Genomic DNA, 21,177 nt, shown 5'->3' on the forward strand with positions numbered 1-21,177 from the left:
GAACCGTGATAGGAGGATCAGGATGGCATTTGATGAACCGATGCATTCAGATTTACAAAAAATCGTAGATAACATCAATAAAGTGATGGTAGGGAAAAAAGATATTGCGATATTAAGCCTTGTTGCGATTTTGGCGAAGGGGCATGTGCTATTAGAGGATGTGCCTGGCGTTGGGAAGACCATGATGGTTCGTGCTCTGGCAAAATCCATTGGGTGTGAGTTTAAGCGAATTCAATTTACGCCTGACCTTTTGCCTTCAGATGTAACAGGTGTGTCGATTTATAATAAAAAGACAAACGAGTTTGAATTTAGACAAGGACCGATTATGGGGCAGATTATTTTGGCTGATGAAATCAACCGAACCTCTCCTAAAACACAATCAGCCCTTCTTGAAGCGATGGAAGAAGGCAGTGTCACAGTGGACGGAGAAACGATGCCGCTGGCAGATCCTTTCTTTGTGATGGCAACGCAAAATCCAGTGGAGTATGAGGGAACCTATCCACTTCCAGAAGCGCAAATGGACCGCTTCTTATTTAAGCTACAGATGGGGTATCCAACCATGCTGGAGGAGCTTGAGGTGCTGAATTTGCAGGAGAAACAATCGCCAATTGACACGCTTCAGGCAGTCATGACAAAAGATCATATCCATGCTTTGCAGCAAGCGGTTCAGACCGTACATGTGGATGCGTCGATTAAAGAATATATTGTCGAAATCGCCCAAGCGACGCGAAATCATCCGTCTGTCTATTTAGGCGTGAGCCCAAGGGGTTCAATTGCATTGATGAAAGCGGCTCAGGCGTATGCGCTGTTGAACAGGCGGGATTATGTGATTCCTGATGATGTACAGTATTTGGCGCCTTACACATTGCCGCATCGCATGATTTTGACATCAGAAGCAACATATGAAGGGAAGAAGGCGGAGACACTGCTGCGACAGATGATTGAGCAAATTGGCGTACCAGTTCAAAAGTCGATGACTCAATGAAGTCACGTGACCGTTTCGCTTTTTCACTATGGTTAAGGGTGTTTATGCTCCTTCTCCTCACAGTAGCAGCCTTTTGCTATGCCATGTTTCAGGGCGGATTTGTGAGCTGGTTCCTTTTTTATGCATTTTCACCATATGCTTTGTATGCTTTGTTGTTTGCCCTTGTTCCACTTCGTGCAACAGCCAAAAGGACATTACAGCATACCCGCTTAAAGGCAGGGGATGTGCTGTCTGTTGACCTTGAAATCAAGCGGACGAATCTATTTCCGTACGTGTACGTCATACTTGAGGATGACCCGCCGGATACCTTCCATTTACAGGAACAGATTGAAATGAAGCGAATGATCTTTCCCTGGTTTCGGAAAACGTGGCGATTTTCGTATCAATTAAATGATATTGTGCGGGGAGAGCATCAATTGACGGCGGTTAGAATCAAAACGGGTGATATGTTTGGGTTTGTTGAAAAAGAAGTGATTCTTCCACTAGAGAAAACATTGCTTGTGTATCCGAAAATGTTGGATATTCCGGTTGAATCTGCTGCATCGGTGAATGAAAATGGAGGCAAAGCGGTGCACTCTTGGTTAAATGAACCGACAAATGTGACGACAGGTGTGCGTGAATACCAGCAAGGAGACCGTTTCGCTTGGGTGGACTGGAAGACAACAGCTAGAAGAGGTCAGCTTATGACGAAGGAGTTTGAACAGAATCAGACAAAGGATCTGGTGGTGTTTGCTGATTTTACAGATGAAGCCGCTTTTGAAACGATTGTGTCTATGGCCGCATCGGTTCTGCAAACGGCTGTGAAAAAAGGGGTGCCGGTAGGCCTTGTCCCGCTTGGGGATCAGCACTTATTTCGAGTGGATCAAGGAGAGTGGCATTTACAGGACATGCTCTACTATTTAACAAAGGTGCAGTATCAGCCTTCTCGTGCAACTGATTATCAATCATTAACATCGAGTGAGCACCAGCAGACAGGTAAGTATGTGGTGACAGGTCATCTGCAAGAAGAGCTTGCTACCATTTTACTTGGGAATCGAAATAGAAATAACATCACCGTTCTTTTAGTGAAGAGAGCCGTTGATCGATTGACGGCAAAAGAAAAACAGCTTGTGGACCGGCTTAAAGCTTCTGGGATACACACGACCCTTTTATTTGAGGACCGGCTGCACGAAAGAACTGTGAGGTGACAAACATTTATATGCATCAGCGGCAAAGCCGTTTTGAGTTGTTCATCTATTATGCTGTCGCATTTCTGCTGCTTTGGGAGTGGCTTCGTCCGCTTCAAGATTTTACAGAGACGAGTCATACGTCTTATTTCATCATTTTTATAGGGCTTACGTGTTTGTTTACGTTCTTTCGATTGAAGTGGTATGTGACGTTTCCTATTTGTGCTGGATTGATCTTGCTCGCATTATATTTGATTTTTTATCAATCAGAGCCAAGTTATCTGCCTGCGCTGTTTGCTGATATTCAAGATAATATTTCTTTGATGAGCATGGGCATGTGGAGTGACATGTATCCGTCTTTCCGCACATTGTTGTTCTATATTTTGCTTTGGCTGCTTGTTTATTTGCTCCATTATTGGGTTGTGTATCAGCAGCGTATCTTTTTCTTTTTACTGATGACGATTGTATATGTCACGATTCTTGATACGTTTACGCCTTATGATGCGACTTTTGCAATCGTTCGAATTATGGTATTTGGCTTTTGTTTGCTTGGCCTGCTCTATTTCGACCGGCTTCGTTCGGCTGAAGGTGTGCGGGTGTCACAGAAAGCGCGTTTCAATTGGTTCTTACCCATGCTGGCGCTTGTCCTTGTATCAGCATCACTCGGTGCTTCTTTGCCAAAATCTGATCCGAAATGGCCTGACCCTGTCCCGTTTTTTAAAGCGGTCACGAATCAAGATGGTTCCACCGGGCAGAATAAGGTGGGATATAGTGCGGATGATTCGTCGCTTGGGGGACCGTTTAGTGAGGATCGTACACCGGTATTTAAATGGAGCGGAAAAGAGCCGTCTTATTTTCGTGTAGAAACAAAAAGTATTTACACGGGGAAAGGCTGGGAGGATGCTTCAAATGATACGAAACCTACTCGGTTAAAAGGGAATGATGTGCCGAACCGGTGGTTTACCAATCGCGTGAAAACAGAGGAGCATGAAACGAGAGTCGATATGGAATCAAATTATCGATTTAATCATGCTGTTTATCCGATTGGTACGGTTATGCTGACGCCAATGGAAAACATTCCACTGCAAATGATGGGCAAAACGGAGAAAATTGTCCCGTCTACTCAAAACCCGCCCAAAAATTTAGGGAACTATCGAGTCAGCTTCTTATCACCTACATTTATCCTAGAGGACTTACAGCGAATCAAAGTGCCAACCAAGCAGCAAGTGAACCAGCAGGTCGGACGTGAATACTTACAGCTCCCATCCTCGCTGCCAGAGCGTGTGAAAACATTGGCGAACAGCTTAACGGAAACGAAGGATAATATGTATGATAAAGCAAAAGCGATTGAGGATTATTTAGGATCTGCGAAGTTTTCATATGAAACCCAAAATGTCGCTGTGCCTGGGCGTAACGAAGACTATGTGGATCAGTTCTTATTTGACACAATGATTGGCTATTGTGATAACTTTTCAACCTCGATGATTGTCATGCTTCGCTCGATTGGAATTCCGGCGAGATGGGTGAAAGGGTACACGTCAGGTCAGTTATATGAAACACAAATGGATGGAAACAATGTGTATGAAGTGACCAATAACAATGCGCATTCATGGGTAGAGGTGTATTTTCCAAACCGTGGCTGGGTGACATTCGAACCGACAAAAGGGTTCACGAACCCAGAGACATTTACGAATGAAACCACGGCTAACAACGACCAAACAGATGATCAACAGGATGAAAAAGATCAGCCCGCATCTGATCAACAAGAAAACGAGCAGACACAACAGCCGCAGCAACAAGAACCAGAACAGGCGGCAAAACAAGAGGAACAAGCAGCTAAAGCAAAGCCAAGTATGATTCATGTTGGTTCAATCTTGGGCTACGCAGCAGGTGCAATTGTCTTTCTTGGAATTATAGGCTGGATGCTTTACCGGTTCAGAGCAAGATGGCTGCCAATCTTTATTGTGAGAAAGGTAAAACGTCTGCCAGATGAGGAAGCTTTTTTCTACGCATATGCTGCTCTATTAAAACAGCTAAAGCGCAGAGGGATCGATAAAAAGCCAGGCATGACGCTAAGAGAATTTGCTTCTTTGATCGATGACAAGGAAGGGAATCATCACATGTCTGAACTAACGCAGTTCTATGAGCGGGCGCTCTACAGGCGAGAAGATGCCTCGGCGCTTTGGCGGCAGTCGGTGAAGTTATGGGAAAATTTAATAAACAGGAGATAGTCTTGACCCCGTACCTTCCTGTTGTTAGAATAGGTGAATATTAAAACCTTCTAAAATACATGAAATTGAAGCGTTCGGATGTGAGTCTGGGCGCTTCAAAAGCGTGATTTACACTGAGAGCAGGTTTTCTCCTCTCATTTTTTCTGTGCGTTTATAAAAACTATATTGGACATAGAGGTGACACCATGACAAATTTAGTAAATGAAATGATTTTGGTTCTCGATTTCGGTAGTCAGTACAATCAGCTGATCACTCGCCGTATTCGTGAATTTGGTGTGTACAGTGAGCTTCATCCGCACACTTTAACTGCTGAAGAAATTAAAGAAATGGCGCCGAAAGGAATCATCCTTTCTGGTGGACCAAACAGTGTATATGATGAAGGATCTTTCCGTTGTGACGAAAAGATTTTTGATCTAGGCATTCCAGTTCTAGGCATTTGCTACGGCATGCAGCTGATGACTCACTATTTAGGTGGGAAAGTAGAAGCGGCAAGCCAGCGTGAATATGGAAAAGCAGACATTCATATTAACGGAACACCTGCTTTATTCAAAGACCTTCCAACGGATCAAGTCGTTTGGATGAGCCATGGTGACCTTGTCGTTGAAGTACCAGAAGGCTTTACAGTTGATGCAACAAGTGCACATTGTCCAAACTCAGCGATGAGCTTAGCTGAGAAGAATTTCTATGGCGTTCAGTTCCACCCAGAGGTACGTCACTCTGAGTACGGAAATGATCTATTGAAGAACTTTGTCTTCGGCGTATGTGAGTGCGATGGCAAATGGTCAATGGAGAACTTCATTGAAATCGAAATGCAGAAAATCCGTGAAACAGTAGGCGACAAACAAGTATTGTGCGCACTAAGCGGCGGTGTAGATTCATCTGTTGTGGCGGTATTGATCCACAAAGCCATCGGCGATCAGCTGACATGTATTTTCGTTGACCACGGTCTTCTTCGCAAAGGCGAAGCAGAAGGGGTAATGAAAACATTTAGCGAAGGTTTCAACATGAACGTGATTAAAGTAGATGCGAAAGATCGCTTCTTAAACAAGCTAAAAGGTGTGTCTGATCCTGAGCAAAAACGTAAAATCATCGGTAACGAATTCATTTATGTATTCGATGACGAATCGGACAAGCTAAAAGGAATCGACTACTTAGCACAAGGAACTCTTTACACTGACATCATTGAGAGTGGAACAGCAACGGCACAAACAATCAAATCTCACCACAACGTTGGCGGTCTTCCAGAAGACATGCAGTTTGAATTGATTGAGCCACTTAATACGCTATTCAAGGATGAAGTCCGTGCTCTAGGATCAGAGCTAGGTATTCCAGACGATATCGTATGGAGACAGCCATTCCCAGGTCCAGGACTAGGAATCCGTGTACTAGGTGAAATTTCTGAAGAAAAACTAGAAATCGTCCGTGAATCGGATGCGATTCTACGCGAAGAAATTGCCAACTTCGGCCTTGAGCGCGACATCTGGCAATACTTCACGGTCCTCCCAGACATCCGCAGCGTAGGTGTCATGGGTGACGCAAGAACATACGATTACACAATCGGTATCCGTGCTGTTACATCTATTGACGGTATGACAAGTGACTGGGCAAGAATCCCTTGGGATGTACTTGAAAAGATCTCGACTCGTATCGTGAATGAAGTGAAGCATATTAACCGTGTGGTGTATGATATTACGAGTAAGCCTCCTGCTACGATTGAGTGGGAGTAGTTATAATAGAGCTAGAAACCTTTGTGTATCAAGGGTTTCTAGCTCTTTTTTATGTTAAATTGCACTTTTTCCTTCCGTTTTATTGTGTGAATTCATCATTCCATCCCTTACACACATCAATCCATTGTGTATAACCGGAGTGTTTTTCTAATTGTTTGATTGTTAGTTCAATAGCACTGTTACTGCTCCCGCAGGCTGGATAGACTGTCTCAAAACGTTTGAGTGACATATCTAAATAAACAGTAACGCCATTCTTTATAGCAAAAGGACATACTCCACCAATTTCATGACCGATCAAGTCAACAACCTCATGAGGAGGCAGCATTTTCGCTTTTGTTTTAAAATATTCTTTGAATTTTTTGTTATCAACTTTTGCATCACCAGAGGTCACAACTAAAATAGCTTGTCCATTTACTAGAAAGGAGAGTGTCTTTGCGATTCTTTCAGGTTCGCAGCCCAATGCAGAAGCAGCCAAGTCTACGGTTGCGCTAGATATTGAAAATTCCTGAATTCGAGTATCCATTTCATATTGTTTAAAATAATCTTTTACTTTCTTGATTGACATGATGATGTCTCCTTTTTATTCGTGTTGATTTGAAGTTTGCTCGACTTTATTATTTAAACGATATTGATGTGGTGTTAGATGATACTTTTTCTTAAATAAACGAATGAAATGCTCTACATTTTGATAACCAACGGCTCCCGCAATATCATCTATTTGTAATTCACTACCGGTTATCATTTCGCAGGCTTTTTCCAATCTTATTTCTTGTCGAATCTCACGAAATGATTTGCCGAGTTTACGAGCTATATATCTAGACAGATAAGATTGTGAAAGGTTAAATTCCTCTGCCATCTTCTGGATTGTTATATGCTCACAACATTGCTGAATATATTGAAGCATTTGAATCATACGTATATCACTATATGGTTTGACCTGAATGACGTTCATATGACTTGGTTTGAATCTTAATAAAAGACATAATAATATCTCAAACAAATTATTCATAATCAACTGGTATCCAGGAAACCGATTGTGATTTTCTGTAAATAGATGCAGAGAGCAGTCTAGCAAATTTTTATCCAAGTGACTATGGAAAATAAGAATATGTTTATTTTCTTTTATATACAATGCATTCAAAAAGAACTCTGAAATGACATGATTTCCTTTTAACATTTTAAAAAACACTTTTTGAAAAGTACTTTTGCGGATCATGATTTGGATTGCGATTGTATTCTCCATTACAAGTGGCTTGTGTATTGTGTCAGGTGGAATAAAGGCAATATCTCCTGATTTCAAAACGATTTTTTTATCTTCCACTTCTACATACATCTCATTTTCCAGAACATAAATCATCTCAAAGAAATCATGGATAGCCGACAATTGAGGCATAAAACGGCTATACTTTCTCACTTCGATATCTTTCTCCTGACCTAACCACATGGTATCCTCTTTTTCAAATTCGTTCTGCCCTCTTAGCAAAAATTCTTCTATATATATTTGCTTTTGCATGAAATTGTTTTGATCATAATCCTTCAAAAATAATTGCAATGATTGATTGTCATGCTTTTTCTGTTGGTATTGTTGATAAAAGATTTCTTGCTCGTTATATTTTCTTAAATATTGCATCGCTTCATGTTTTTCAAGTGTATCTGTTTCCATCTACATCCAAACCTCTAGTTTATTTACTGCAACCACCAGGGCCTTTACTGTTGCTTCTATAATATCTTTATCGATTCCAGCACCCCAATGCATTTTTCCTTGATTTGAAATACCAATCTGCGCACAGGCTTTTGCTTGAGAATCGTTGCCCAAAGAATTCTGTTCATAGACTTCCAAATCATACTCGAGATGAAAATGTGCTTTTAACGCGTTACTGATTGCATCTAAACTTCCAGTGCCAGTTCCTTGTATGTCAATTTGTTGATGATCTCTCAGCAAAGTTAAGGTGACTTCTTGCTTCTCTCCTTTATGAAATTGATAATCGATCAGCTGGAAATGAGGGTGAAAATCAACATACTGCTCTTTAAAAACATGATATATTTCTTCGACAGACAATTCCCTATTTGTCTGATCAGATACTTTCTTCGCTGCATATCCCATGGCTTCATTCATTTGATAAGGAAGTTGAATGCCATAATTTGTTTCTAATATATAGCCTATGCCGCCTTTTCCAGACTGGCTATTGATTCGAATCACATCCGTTTGATAATTCCTCCCCAAGTCAACTGGATCTACTGGGATATACGGAACGTCCCATTTATCAACATGATGTTCCTTTCTATATTTCATACCTTTAGATATCGCATCTTGATGTGACCCTGAGAATGCGGTGAAAACCATCTCACCAGAATATGGCTGTCTCTCATGAACAGTGATTTTTGTTAGTTTTTCATATTTTTTACGAATCGCTTCTAGGTTATTGAAATTCAATTGTGGATCATAACCTTGTGAGTACATATTCATTGCCAAGGTAATCAAGTCTACGTTCCCTGTACGTTCACCGATACCAAATAATGTCCCTTCGACTCTTTCTGCGCCAGCTAGCACACCAAATTCTGCATCACTCACCCCAGACCCGCGGTCATTATGAGGGTGAACAGATAATGTCACACTGTCTCGGTAAGACAGATTTTTGTGTATATACTCAATCTGACTTGCAAAGATATGAGGCATTGAATATTCAACTGTTGTCGGAATATTGATGATCGCTTTGTGATGTGGTGTCGGTTTCCAAATATCTAAAACACTATTACAAATATCTAACGCGTAATCCACTTCTGTTCCTGGAAAGCTTTCAGGACTATATTGAAAATAAATATCACTTTCTGTTTTTTCGGCCAGTTCTTTTACTAAAATAGCGCCATCAATGGCAATTTGTTTAATTTCATCTTTTGTTTTCTTAAATACTTGTCTGCGCTGCGCTTCTGAAGTCGAATTATATAAATGAACAATCGCTTTCGGTACCCCCTTAATGGCTTCGAAGGTTCGGCGGATAATATGCTCTCTCGCTTGCGTGATCACCATAATCGTGACATCGTCTGGAATCATATGACGATCAATCAGTGTCCGTAATAGCTTAAACTCCGTATCATTAGCAGCTGGAAATGCGATTTCAATTTCTTTAAAACCGATCTCTACTAGTAACTGAAACATGTCCAATTTTTCTTCTAAGTTCATAGGAATAGGTAATGCTTGATTTCCATCCCGTAAGTCCACACTGCACCATATCGGAGCACGTTCTAATGTTTCTTTCTTCACCCAATCATAAGTAAGGTTCGGTGGCAGAAAGTATTTCTTTTCGTATTTTTTGTGGTTAAACATCATCGATTCCTCCTGTAAATGGAAATAAAAAAAGCCTATCATCTCCAAGATTGAACTTGGAGACGAAAGACTTCTTCTTACGCGGTACCACCCCTGTTTCATGATAACTTTACATTATCATGCCCTTATTCGGATACAGATTGTTATATCTTATATCCTTCCCGTATAACGGTGGGGTGCCGACCTTAACTACATCAATCCTTTTCATTTCACTAAGGCTACTCTAAGGTGAGTTCCCTGCCTTTATGTTATTGCTTCTCATCAACCAGCAACTTTCTGACAACATTTCGGCAAGTAATATTCCTTATCATCGCATTCTCATTTTTCTGATTTTTTCTATTATATCAAGATGACAAAAAAGTGATAGTGGTAGGGATATCTTTTTTAATTGATTTTTTTTGTCCTGTGGGTGTCTGATCTTTATTTTACTTCTGTTTTAAAGTGGTATCCTCTTCCTTAAATAAAAATCCAAGGCCACAAATAAAGGTGAGTGAATTCAAAGCGAACAATAAAATCACACCAATTTTTTTCATGGCAATTAACCTCCTCTTCACTTCAGCCTGTTAGCCTTCAAAATTTAAATTCACTGGTTCATCCTCTAAATGATCCACAGTATTTTGTTCTGTCACTGGCACACTTTCATCTACCGTTTTAAAACTAAGTTCGTCTATCCAAATGTGACTGTGCCTTGTAGCAATATGCCAAACGCAATGACTTCACTTTTTACTACACTAAAATGATTCCATCCATTTGTTCCTGTAATGGTTCGGTTCATCATATTGTCTAACGCAAGAATTTTACCTGAAGAATGGCCGATTCTTATCCATAAACCAGCTGAGCTTTTCACATCATCGCTTTTAACAAAAGCCGAAAATTGAAGCCGTTCTCCTTGATAACGATCAGACTTAATTTGCTGCATCAATGTTGCGAAACCTCCAGTTTTTTCATCTTTTGATTTCAAATAAGCGGAGTTAGTCCCACTGTGTACAATTCTGTCAACCAAACCTGTTTCATAATCAGTTGGTGTTTCTCCCGTCATAATCCAGCCAGTAGGTGTGTTCTTATTTGCAACCATATTCGTTACCTCCTTATCAATGACATTCCTTAGTAATCTCCGATAACGTGCGGATGACATGTCATATATCTTCTTAAAGGCTCTAGTGAAGGATTCCTGTGAACTAAATCGAAACTGCAACGCGATTTCAATCGCCCGTTGGTCATTATGAATTAAATCCTTCGCCGCTTGGGTTATTCGACGTTCCCGTATATAATCCACAACTGACTTCTCAATCACTTTCTTGAAAATACGGTGAAAATGAAATCTAGAATAACTAGCGTGTTTCGCTAGAGTTTGAAGATGTAAATCCTCTTTCAGGTGCTGTTCAATATAATTTAATGTGTCTTGAATCGTTTTCTCATGTTCTTGATAGGACAATCGAGCACCTACTTGCCTTACGAGTTTAGTATAGCGGAAATGCTTTTTAGGAAACTTCACTTTTTGTGCTATGTTGCGATTGTAGAATGTATCTTTTAGTCCTAGGTATCCGTGTACTGGTTGAAATTTCTGTAGAAAAGTTAGAAATCGTCCGGGAATTGGATGCAATTCTACGTAAAGGAATTTCCTTAGATTCGGTCTTGGATGACGCAAGAACATACTAACTACACAATTGGCCTCCGCGCTGTATGACGAGTGACTGGGCAAGAGTATCCTTGAAGAAGTGCTTGAGAGATACCAAATTCGTATCGTCAAGGAAGCATGATAACCGCGGGGTATATGATATAACGAGTAAGACCTGCGCGATAGAGTAGAAGTAAGATGGTAACTTAAATGATATTTAATGGAGATTTGTGAGTTTAAAGGTGATTTTCCAAATATAAATTTGTTATCTATGAATTTCCAACCAAATTTCAATATTATGTGAAGATCATCTGTGTAAGTTTTGTAATTTTTATCATAAAAATATTCTGCAACGTAAGTTCATTTTTTGTGAAGTGTTGTATAATTGTAGTAATCTGGTAATCAGTAGTCGAGTAGGAGGGCAATATGGTTGACGAACGGATGAGTAATAACAATGATGAATTAGTAAAAACACTTAGAAAAATGGCTATTACAAAGCAGTTAAATTTTTTAATTGGTTCAGGTAACTCCTTACCTGCTATACCTTTAATGGGAATGATTGATGAGAAAGATTATGAAAAAAGAAATGAAAAATTAAAACAAAAAGTTAAAGCAGTAAGTAAAGATTTATTAAATAATGTTGAAGAATGTAGCGAAATATCTATTACATTGAATAATTATATAAATTTTCTTTCAACCATAATAGATATACTTAACATGTCAAATTCAAGGCAAACTTCTCGTACAGCAAATCTTTTTACGACAAACTATGATTTATTCATTGAGAAAGCTTTTGACAAAGTACTAAAAAATTATAGATTTGTGGTTAATGATGGTGCTAGTGGTTACTTTGAAAGAGAACTTGATGGCTCTAATTATAATCGAACTGTATCGTATAAGGGATTAAACGATAATTATACAAATGAAATACCATCACTTACACTAATAAAACCTCATGGTTCTATGAATTGGGAAATAAATAATGATTCAGTGTATATTAGAAATAGTGTTGTTGATAATCCACTTATTGTAAAACCCACAGGTTATGAAGAACAAGAGACGTTTTATAATAATCATTTTCATGAGATGCTTAGGGTTTTTCAGTTAGAGCTAGATAAGCCACAAGCAGTTTTATTTGTAATTGGATTTTCTTTTCAAGATAAGCATATTGCAAAGATGGTTAAAAGAGCTATTCAAAACCCAGAATTAATGGTGTATGTTTTTGGGTTCAGTGATAATGATAGAGCAACCTTTTTATCAAATTTAGGATGGCAGGGTGAACGAAGTAATTTTACTATTTTAACTCCTGAAAATTTCTGTGATGAATATAAAACAAAAAACATAATTAATGATGAAGAGATCTGGCACAGTTTTAACTTAATAAATTTAACTGATCTATTTTCTGGTATAAGGTTGGAGGACTTAAAAGATGGAAAGTCCTAAGAAAAAATTAGGAGTAATTACTTCTGTTGATAGTGATGTATCACAAGTTGGAATGTACAGCATGTCAAATGACGCAGAATTCATTTGGTATGGTGAAATATTGGCAGGACCAAAAATTGGAGCTTATCTTACTATTAATCAAAATGAGATTAAAATAATAGTAACTGTTTCAAATGAGAAAGTAATTGATCAACAAAACTCAATAAAAAGTACTGAATTTGATAACAGATATTCTAAAAATTCAATAAATAGAATTGTTTCTGTGAAAACTAAAGGAGTCATTGAAGATGGGAAATTTCAAGTAACAAGTCAATACGTACCCATGATTGGTAATGAGGTCTCTCTCACTAGTATAGAAGAGTTGAAAATTATTTATGGAATTGAAAATAATGAATCAACAATTAAAATTGGAAAATCAATTTTAGAAAATCAACCAATTCAATTATCAATTAATAAGTTTTTTGCTTCTCACATAGGTATATTTGGGAACACAGGAAGTGGAAAGTCTAATAGTTTGCATAAATTATATTTGGAGCTGTTTAGATCGAAATTTTATAATCAAATGATAAATAAATCTCAATTCTTTGTAATTGATTTTAATGGAGAATATTCATCATCAAAAATTGATGGAGCTACTCAAAAAGGGGTTTTTGGTGTTGATGAAGAAGACAAAGAAATCTTTGAAATTAATACTCGGAATCTGTGCGAAGGGAGAAAATTACCAGTTAAAAAGAAGTACCTTTTTGATGCAGACATTCTATCAATCCTTTTTGATGCAAGACCGGCTACACAAGTACCTTTTCTAAGAAGTTCGATAACCAGATTTAATGAAGTTTCTCATGAGACCAATTTTTGTTTTGGTGTATATGCAACAGGAACTCTTAAGAAGATATTAACATCTGGCAAGTCTGCTAATCAGGATAGTTTGCAAGACTGGATAGACACAGCAAAAAACTATTTGCAAGACTCCTCGCTGTTTTCAGAATTAGACCAAATTGTACAATATAATACTGGGGATTATAGTATTCCCTCATTAAAAATCTGGTTCAATAGTGGTTCCGAAGAGGGAATTTCGCAAGATTCTCTTAATAGATCAAAAATTCATGCAATATCTGAAAGTCTTACTATGTGTTTTAGGCGTATGGAAATTACACCACTAAACCAATTGAAAATATTTTTAGAATTTCAGCGGGTCCATCGAACTGCTTGGGGTAAAGTAAATCGTGAACATTTAAATCCGTTGTTTAGCCGAATCAATTCATCTTTTCAGAGTCTTGAGAAAGTTATTGAAGTAAAAGATGAGGCTATCGACGATTATAAAATGATAAATATTATTTCACTTGTCCATGCAAATCAAGAAATCACTCGTTTAATCCCTATGCTATTATCTAAAATGATATATGATGAGCAAAAAAAAATAGTTTCGGGAAACAGTGTTAATCAAACTAAACACTTAATTATTGATGAAGCTCATAACATTTTAAATTCTGAGTATAAGAATAATGGAGATGACTGGCAAGATTATAGATTAACTATTTTTGAAGAAATTATTAAAGAAGGGAGAAAGTTTGGTTTTTACTTAACTTTATCCAGTCAGAGGCCCGCAGATATTTCACCCACGATTCTTTCACAAACACATAATTATTTGATTCATCGTTTAGTGAATGAGAAAGATTTAAGAATGCTTGAGAACACTATGCCTACACTTGATAAAAGTTCGTATCAGATGATTCCTAGTCTAGGACAAGGTGAAGCGATTATAACAGGTAATGCTATGCAAGTTCCTGTATTCGTAAAAGTTGATAAAGAGAAATCACTCCGGCCAGCTAGTGATGATATCAAGCTTACTAATTTGTGGATTGAAACGTAAAATAGTATAAAGTTGTAGTAAAGATGAAATATAGCAGATAAAAGAATATACTAAAAATTTATCTACAGAGTATAATTTAATTTTAGACATTATAATTCAATTTATGCCCTATGTGACAAAAAATATAAAATTGTGGTGCTTTGGCCAAGTCAATTCCTTCAATATAAGGAATTGGCTTTTTCGGTTTTTGGTGCTCAGTCCAAATATATGCAAATGAAACCTTTCAAGGAATTAAAACGTAAAAATATAAACGTAATGATTTTAATAAAATAGGAGGTAGACTGTTTGGAATTAAATAACTTGAAATTACTTTATAAGGATATGAAAATTAAAAATATTGATCGATCTAAATTTGAATTCTTTTTTAAGGGAGTACTATTCAAATGCCTTTTTCTTGTTGATAAATCCCCATTTAAATTAATATTAGCAGCTAGAGGAAAGAATTTTTATTTAGAATTTGAAGTTAAACATGGTTTTAAAGTTAACTCTTACATAGAAAAAGATAAGTATTATCGATTATGTGAGATATTAGGTTTAAAGAGAGATGATAATAATAAATTTAGCACTAATGCTTTTCTAAATCATATTAATGACAGAGTTCCTCATAATATATCAGAAAATGATCGTCTTGTTCCCGCAGATATTGCTCCCTATCGAAAAATTGCTGAAGAAGAAAATAAAATTTATTTTTTAAAATGGATTCCTCATGATGGTATTAAATCTAACGCCAAACCTGAAAATTTAGAGAAAACAAGATTGTTAATTGGAGAAGAAGCTTATCGAACGTGTAAAGAAAGGAACATAAGTAGTGGCTGGACAGACAATCCTAAGTACGCAGGTAAATCAATGAGAGACTTCCCTAAAAATAAATCGTAAATTAAAAAAAGGCGATGATACTACGCCTTTTTTAATGATTTTTAACTTAGATGCAAAATAAAATATAAACATCTAGTTTGAGTTAAACTAAGGTTTTGACGAGAATAGATCAATTACAGAGATAATGTGTTATTTGAAATCGAGTGCTTTGGAATAAGTTTATCACATAAAGCAAAATCTAACCCTGAGATTAATATATTTCAGACTATTTTTATCTCTCCATAGTAGCTTTTTTGTTCTTTTAACCTTATAGAGTTCCTTGAAACACTTGCGACTATTCAGATTTTTTCCAACGTATCTCTACCTATATCATCTAAATTAGATGTGAATTAAGTGGTTTATTTATGGCCTGTTTAACTCATAAAGAATAGATAAAAGCGATACATAGGAAAAGGCGTTATATATCATTTCTGTCACTAGTTTCAAGTAACATCTAATAATTTATTCTATTATATTTACTAATAATCAAATACAGAATTACTAGAAGGTCATCATATCTATTATATAAATCTTTGAGTGAAATAATTTTGTGAAAGTAAGCCGTATCAATTCTTTTCTCCTGCTTACTGCATTCGATCATTGTAGAAAATAAATTTATTGACGATGGTTCGCATTTTTAATCTTCTCCACAACACCACCGCAAGAACAAGCAAAATGACACATTGAACCGAAAGTAAAAGCATTTGCATTCCGACAGGCGTTTGCCCATTTGTCATTTGATCCACGATATTATGAACGGCATGCCATAAGATCACCCATTGCAGGCTGTTTGTGAGTGCCACGATTTCAGCTGCAACGAATCCAAATAAAAAGGCGAATAAGATTTGTGCCACTGTTAATGTGATGCTTTTTCCGCTTAGTAGATTCGCAGCATGACCAAGGCCGAATAGTACGGCGGAGCCCCATATGGCAGTGCGCAAGTTGATTTGTTTTAAATATTGAAACAGAATGCCTCGAAAGATTCCTTCTTCAAAAAGACCGACACACACCATGAAGAAACAAAGTGCTAGAAAGGAAGAAAGGGTTAGATCCTTATTTAATCCAGCAATAAACGGAATGGCCTCGATGATCAGGATCGGAAATATCCACATACCGAGAGAGCCTTTTCGAAAACCTATTTCTTTCAAGTGAAAACGACTTTTTTGAATAATGAATAGAAGTAAAAGACACCCAGCTAGCATGGCGCAGCCATTGATGAGATAGATGGTCATCGGGTCGGTGACTTCTTTGATGGATAAATAGACACCTGCACTTGTTGGGATGATTAAAGAAAAGAGCAGTAGAAGTACTGATTTTCGAATGATTGTGATTGGTTTCATTGTTGATTCCCCCTCTAATGTCAGAGTAGTGGAATCATGCAGAAGTCACAATGAAATCTTCCTAACATGTCAATATTTAGCCCTAAGATGCATATTAAGATGTTGTTCGTTTCTTTCGCTGCTGTAAAAGATCGCTGATTTCCTCAGCGGTTGCTTGATCTTTTTTATACAATAGGTACTTGATCACAAAGAATAAAGCCATGACCACAAGGAAATTCACGATAAACGAAAGGGGGCTGATTTGACCGCTCACAATAATGATGGTGGTCATAATCATACACATCACAAGGACGATATATAGAATTTGTTGAAAAAGAATCCGTTGATGGCTGTATGTTTGTTTTGGGTATAGCAAGAAGGTCAGGGCGCTTGAAAAAAAGGAATTGAACATGATGGCTTGTAAAATATAGATGGGCATCGTTCCAAACGTGAAACAGTAAATCAATACGAGTGCAGTAAAGATTATACAAAATGTGATCAAAAGATTTGTGATATAACGTTTCATCCTGTTCACTTCCTTCGTAACCCAAGTTTCTCTTTTAATGATTGGATATAAAAACGTGAAATCATCACCTTTTCCTCATTTGTAAGCTTTGCTTCAAAACGACCGCTTGTTTTAGGAGAAATAGCGGCAATAGAATCTATATTTAGAATCATCGATTTTGAAATCCTGACATAATCGTGCGCTTCAAGCTGTTTTTCAAGTTCAAATAACTTTTCCTTTAAGAGAAACACTCCATCTGACGTATACAAGAACGATCTTTTATCAACGCTTTCTATATATAAAATGTCGTGATAATAGACCTTTTTCACTCTTTCTTTCGTGGGTTCTTGTGCTAAGAAATAGGGAGCTGACTGCTCCACTTGCTGGACAAGTTTTTCAATCGCTGGATTGAGTTCATAAATGTGAAAAGAAACATACTCTGGTTGCGGCTTTTGGATGAAATGAATATCCGTTTTCATTTGTTTCTCCTCTGTTTAATAGGATTTTTCGTAATCTCTCTTCAAAATCGAATACATATACACATCATCGAATCCCTTCTGACCTAATTCATACTCTCTTAATAAACCCTCTTGTACAAAATGTATCTTCTCCAATAATTGAACAGAGGACGTATTAGCTGGATCAATGATCGCTTCAATCCGATTCAAGTTCATCTCCTGAAATCCATACCGCAACACCGCAGTAATCGCTTCATTCATGATGCCTTTTCTCCAATGATCATGGTGTAATTCATAGCCAATTTCCGTACGGCGGTGCTGTTTTTCTAGATTGAGAAAGCCGCAGCTGCCGATGATGGTAGGGTTATCTTTTAAAGAAATTCCCCAGCGGATGCCTGTTTGTTTTTTGTAGATATTGTCATACCACTTGATTTCTCCTTTTGTGTCTTCGATGGTTTCATGTGCATCAATGCCCATATAGCGGCACACGGTTTCATTGGATAAGTAGAAGTGCATATCCTCGGCATCTGCGATCGTTGCTTGTTTTAAGATCAGTCTTTCGGTCTGTATCGTTGGAAATGATTGTGGAAATATCAGTTTATGTCTAGTCATATGTATCTCCTATAGTTTATTTTATTTAAATTATACCTGTATTGGCACAATTTGTGGACTGCTCTGATATAATATGAATTTATCATTGGGGTAATCATGTACATTCGAATTTTACAAAAAAGAGGATAAAAAAAATGGGCATTTTTCTGATCATGATTTGTATCATGATGATCACCGTATCTTTAATGATTTATTTATTTAAAAAAGGTGCCATTCGTTCTAAGGTGTTAGTGATAATAGGTTCTGTTTTAGGTGGAGCCATACTAGTTGTCTGGATAGCAATGTTTTTTAATTTTCACTCTATCACTTTAACAGATGAATCGATAGGTCATTTTAAGATCGGTCAAACATTTAAGGGAGATCATCAGTTTGTTGAGAATTCTCAATTCTCTCATCAAAAACAGACGGTCTACATGGAAAAAGAAAATGAAGATTTTGTCGTATCAGTTGATCAGTATCATCGAGTAACATCTATTTACAATCAGTCAAAACAGAAAAATCTTCAAACATCTAAGGGAGTTAAAATAGGAGAAGATTATTCATCTGTGATACAAACATATGGAGAGCAATTCAAGAAGCTCTGGTTTGTCGAAGGGTATAGCAAAGGTATACAATATCAAGATCAATCAAACGGTATCATTCTAGAGTTCTTTTTCAATGACAATAAACTAGCACTCATTGAACTTCGTAGTAAGCGGGAGTGAAATAGTAGAAAGTAAAAACGAGCATTCTATTGAAGTGCTCGTCTTTATGTTGTTTTTTCATAACATGCCTTACAATAAAAAACCCCTTCATTTCTCAGCCAAGCCTTCACCTCTGTCATCCCTCGTCTCTTTGGATAGACCAGCTTAACGTACACTTCTTCGTTACCTTCTATTTTTTTCTGACAGCTAGCACACGTGGGTTCTTCAAATAAAAACAATCAATATCCTCCTCTTTGTAGATATTTCTTCCATTATATCGAAAGTTCAATACGATCTTTGCGGCCTATCCTTCACTTTCTCTATTTTTGTCCGACATATGTTGAGTAAAAGAAATTTCTGTTTGTTGAAACCGTTTGTGAGAAAGTGTGCTCTAACAGGTGTAGGAGGTGTGGATGAGATGAAGCAAGTGCGTCTAATTAAAAAAGCACAAAAAGGGAATGTCCCGGCATTTGAGACATTAATGCTGATGTATCAAGAGCGTTTATATAAAACGGCTTTTCTCTATACAAGAAATAAAGAGGATTCGTTAGATGCTGTTCAGGAGACGGTCATGAAAGCATTTAAACATTTATATGGATTAAAAGAACCGGCTTATTTTTCTACATGGCTGACTAGGATTTTGATTCATACGATTTTTGCGATGAAGAAAAAGCAGCAAGATGTTGTTCCGTTTGAACAGCATCATGAGAGCGTTGAGCGGCATGATTTTTTGGAAGACAAGCTCGATTTAAAAAATGCACTAGATGTATTAGATGAGCAATATCAGCTCGTGATTCAGCTATTTTATTTTCAAGATTATTCGATTTCAATGATTTCTGAACAGATGGGTGTGCCCGAAGGAACGGTCAAAACTCATTTGTATCGAGCAAGAAAGTTATTAAAGCAAACATTGGAGAAGGAGGAGAGTGTCGATGGAACGAAAAGAAATGAAAAAGCTTTATGAAGAGATTGATGTACCAAAAGTTGAATTGACCTCTGCAATTCGTCAAGCAATGGGAGATGTGAAAGCGGAAAAGAAAAGACGGTGGTTCACATGGAATTGGAGAACGCCAATATATTCTGCCATCGTACTAATCGTTCTTTATTTTTCATCAGGCTTCCTTTTTCCTTCTCTTAATACAGCGATGGCTCGAGTGCCATTGGTTGGACAGTTATATATGATGTTTCACGATAAAGTAGGAATGTCTCTTTTTCAGAGTGAGTTGGTGAAGCATGTGAATGAGGGGGCTGAATCAAGAGGGGTTACTGTGAAAGTAAACAGTGTGTATTATGATGCAGGGCGGCTTGTTTATACGTTTACTGTGGAGAATTTTCATACAAAAGAAGATTTTATACCGATCAAGATTGATTCAGATCAAATCAATGAAAATTTTCAACCCAATATAGATAGTCCCGAGTTGAAAAAATTAAAAGATGGTCGATATGCTGGACGAATGGAATTCTTTACAAATGGACAGACGATTAAACAAGGTCAAAAAGCACAACTCGTGATTTCGAAAATTGGAGATATTGTAGGGAATTGGCGCTTTGAGTTGCCTGTGGTTAAGCAAAAAACCACCTTATTAGCAGGACAAAAAGAAGTATCTATTTTAAATGGACGTTATCAAGTGAAAGATATCAAGGTGGAAAATGGAGTGAATTCCTCTGTGATTCAATATGCGATTGATTACAATGGTGTCGCAAAAGATGATAAGATTTTAATAGATAGAATGAGAGATAATTTAGGAAATAAGTACAGACTGGAGACTGGGACAAGATTTGAGGAAAAACAACTTTCAAACAAAAAAACTAGGATAAATCATATGACAATCTTAAATCAGCCAATCGATCCAAAGGCAACAGAACTAACATTTTTCACTGCTTTATGGGTAGAACATGAAGAAAGTAAAATCATTCCCCTCCAGACGAAGCTGCCTATTCAGTTCCAGACAAAGCATTATGGGATTGGGATTAAAATTAATAAAATTGAGCAAAAAGGCCGTTCTGTGATAGTAGATTATCAATTTACTGGAGTAGGCCAGAAAGAATTAGATGAAGGTGTGATGAAGAATGCAGGGGAATGGATAGGATTAGGTGATGTTGAAAAGATGAAATCATGGCCAGACCCTGAAGTAAATTATGAAAATGGATATTATTTGAAGGCGAACGATGCAAAGGTGACCAATCTACAGACAGCTTCTATGCAATCCACCTTTGATTTTGATGTGAAGGAGTTAGAAAAACTATCGTTAAACCATTTTTCATTTAAGGATTATGGGCTTTATCTTAATTTGTCAGATCTGAATCTGTTGGCACCGAAAAAAGAAATATCCGTAACCATTCCAGTCAAAAAAGAAACTTCAAAAGCTAGTCAATAAAT

Annotated in this window: 19 protein-coding genes, 1 pseudogene and 1 other annotated feature; of the genes and pseudogenes, 11 read left to right on the top strand and 9 right to left on the bottom strand. The window is 37.3% G+C overall.

The annotated features are described in order from the left end of the window. Positions 1-22: 22 nt before the first annotated feature. The 4 genes from ACTJKA_RS14940 (at position 23) to guaA (ending at position 6,109) form a co-directional block, all read left to right on the top strand. Positions 23-985, top strand: a complete 963-nt coding sequence (locus ACTJKA_RS14940) for an AAA family ATPase (protein ID WP_041506686.1) — start codon at positions 23-25, stop codon at positions 983-985. Further along, the gene (locus ACTJKA_RS14945) at positions 982-2,172 is read left to right on the top strand and encodes a DUF58 domain-containing protein (protein WP_440607824.1); all 1,191 of its coding nucleotides are present in this window, start codon (positions 982-984) and stop codon (positions 2,170-2,172) included. Before ACTJKA_RS14940 ends, ACTJKA_RS14945 begins: the two co-directional genes overlap by 4 nt. A gap of 11 nt (positions 2,173-2,183) precedes the next feature. Then, positions 2,184-4,382 (top strand): transglutaminase TgpA family protein, encoded by a 2,199-nt coding sequence (locus ACTJKA_RS14950; RefSeq protein WP_440607825.1) that lies wholly within the window; start codon positions 2,184-2,186, stop codon positions 4,380-4,382. 185 nt (positions 4,383-4,567) lie between these two features. Next, positions 4,568-6,109 (top strand): glutamine-hydrolyzing GMP synthase, encoded by a 1,542-nt coding sequence (gene guaA, locus ACTJKA_RS14955; RefSeq protein WP_025206841.1) that lies wholly within the window; start codon positions 4,568-4,570, stop codon positions 6,107-6,109. 79 nt (positions 6,110-6,188) lie between these two features. Here the strand turns inward: guaA and ACTJKA_RS14960 are convergent, their stop codons facing one another. The 4 genes from ACTJKA_RS14960 to ACTJKA_RS14975 form a co-directional block, all read right to left on the bottom strand. Then, positions 6,189-6,674, bottom strand: coding sequence for a YbaK/EbsC family protein (locus tag ACTJKA_RS14960; RefSeq protein WP_144610705.1), 486 nt, complete (start codon positions 6,672-6,674; stop codon positions 6,189-6,191). Positions 6,675-6,689: 15 nt separating this feature from the next. Continuing rightward, entirely contained in the window at positions 6,690-7,772 is a 1,083-nt protein-coding gene (locus ACTJKA_RS14965) for a helix-turn-helix domain-containing protein (RefSeq protein ID WP_116307550.1), read from the bottom strand. After that, complete coding sequence (locus ACTJKA_RS14970) at positions 7,773-9,434, bottom strand: 2-isopropylmalate synthase (RefSeq protein ID WP_025206844.1); 1,662 nt, start codon at positions 9,432-9,434, stop codon at positions 7,773-7,775. A 55-nt stretch (positions 9,435-9,489) separates the two neighbouring features. After that, positions 9,490-9,754: a binding site (T-box leader), on the bottom strand. Positions 9,755-10,101: 347 nt separating this feature from the next. Continuing rightward, a complete protein-coding gene (locus ACTJKA_RS14975) occupies positions 10,102-10,869 on the bottom strand; it encodes a helix-turn-helix domain-containing protein (RefSeq protein ID WP_225310541.1) in 768 nt (255 codons plus the stop codon). Between the two features lie 101 nt (positions 10,870-10,970). Here ACTJKA_RS14975 and ACTJKA_RS14980 point away from each other — a divergent pair. The 4 genes and pseudogenes from ACTJKA_RS14980 to ACTJKA_RS14995 all read left to right on the top strand — a co-directional run. After that, positions 10,971-11,243, top strand: a pseudogene (locus tag ACTJKA_RS14980) (GMP synthase (glutamine-hydrolyzing)); the annotation flags it as partial. A 235-nt stretch (positions 11,244-11,478) separates the two neighbouring features. Then, a complete protein-coding gene (locus ACTJKA_RS14985) occupies positions 11,479-12,495 on the top strand; it encodes an SIR2 family protein (protein ID WP_205687773.1) in 1,017 nt (338 codons plus the stop codon). Further along, a complete protein-coding gene (locus tag ACTJKA_RS14990; protein ID WP_135226963.1) occupies positions 12,482-14,365 on the top strand; it encodes an ATP-binding protein in 1,884 nt (627 codons plus the stop codon). The genes ACTJKA_RS14985 and ACTJKA_RS14990 overlap by 14 nt, the downstream gene beginning before the upstream one ends. Before the next feature lie 285 nt (positions 14,366-14,650). Then, complete coding sequence (locus ACTJKA_RS14995) at positions 14,651-15,241, top strand: DUF6037 family protein (protein WP_135226964.1); 591 nt, start codon at positions 14,651-14,653, stop codon at positions 15,239-15,241. A 563-nt stretch (positions 15,242-15,804) separates the two neighbouring features. Here ACTJKA_RS14995 and ACTJKA_RS15000 read toward each other — a convergent pair. The 4 genes from ACTJKA_RS15000 to ACTJKA_RS15015 all read right to left on the bottom strand — a co-directional run bounded on the left by ACTJKA_RS15000 (position 15,805) and on the right by ACTJKA_RS15015 (position 18,114). Beyond that, complete coding sequence (locus ACTJKA_RS15000; protein ID WP_052321114.1) at positions 15,805-16,560, bottom strand: CPBP family intramembrane glutamic endopeptidase; 756 nt, start codon at positions 16,558-16,560, stop codon at positions 15,805-15,807. 94 nt (positions 16,561-16,654) lie between these two features. Continuing rightward, entirely contained in the window at positions 16,655-17,065 is a 411-nt protein-coding gene (locus ACTJKA_RS15005; RefSeq protein ID WP_052321115.1) for a hypothetical protein, read from the bottom strand. Positions 17,066-17,070: 5 nt separating this feature from the next. Then, complete coding sequence (locus tag ACTJKA_RS15010; protein WP_035391468.1) at positions 17,071-17,523, bottom strand: LytTR family DNA-binding domain-containing protein; 453 nt, start codon at positions 17,521-17,523, stop codon at positions 17,071-17,073. A gap of 15 nt (positions 17,524-17,538) precedes the next feature. Continuing rightward, positions 17,539-18,114 (bottom strand): GNAT family N-acetyltransferase, encoded by a 576-nt coding sequence (locus ACTJKA_RS15015; protein ID WP_079919688.1) that lies wholly within the window; start codon positions 18,112-18,114, stop codon positions 17,539-17,541. A 134-nt stretch (positions 18,115-18,248) separates the two neighbouring features. On the opposite strand from ACTJKA_RS15015, the gene ACTJKA_RS15020 reads away from it, so the two are divergent. Then, on the top strand, positions 18,249-18,818 hold the full coding sequence (locus ACTJKA_RS15020; RefSeq protein WP_440607826.1) for a hypothetical protein: 570 nt from the start codon (positions 18,249-18,251) through the stop codon (positions 18,816-18,818). 44 nt (positions 18,819-18,862) lie between these two features. On the opposite strand, the gene ACTJKA_RS15025 is transcribed toward ACTJKA_RS15020, so the two are convergent. After that, the gene (locus tag ACTJKA_RS15025; protein WP_050827016.1) at positions 18,863-19,036 is read right to left on the bottom strand and encodes a hypothetical protein; all 174 of its coding nucleotides are present in this window, start codon (positions 19,034-19,036) and stop codon (positions 18,863-18,865) included. 179 nt (positions 19,037-19,215) lie between these two features. Between ACTJKA_RS15025 and ACTJKA_RS15030 the strand changes: the two genes are divergently transcribed. Both ACTJKA_RS15030 and ACTJKA_RS15035 read left to right on the top strand, forming a co-directional pair. Next, the gene (locus ACTJKA_RS15030; protein WP_440607827.1) at positions 19,216-19,761 is read left to right on the top strand and encodes a sigma-70 family RNA polymerase sigma factor; all 546 of its coding nucleotides are present in this window, start codon (positions 19,216-19,218) and stop codon (positions 19,759-19,761) included. Further along, positions 19,730-21,175, top strand: coding sequence for a DUF4179 domain-containing protein (locus tag ACTJKA_RS15035; protein WP_052320603.1), 1,446 nt, complete (start codon positions 19,730-19,732; stop codon positions 21,173-21,175). Before ACTJKA_RS15030 ends, ACTJKA_RS15035 begins: the two co-directional genes overlap by 32 nt. The last annotated feature ends 2 nt before the right edge of the window (positions 21,176-21,177 follow it).

Origin of the sequence: Bacillus sp. 22190, assembly GCF_052045575.1 — a bacterium.
Lineage (GTDB): Bacteria > Bacillota > Bacilli > Bacillales > Bacillaceae > Bacillus > Bacillus altitudinis.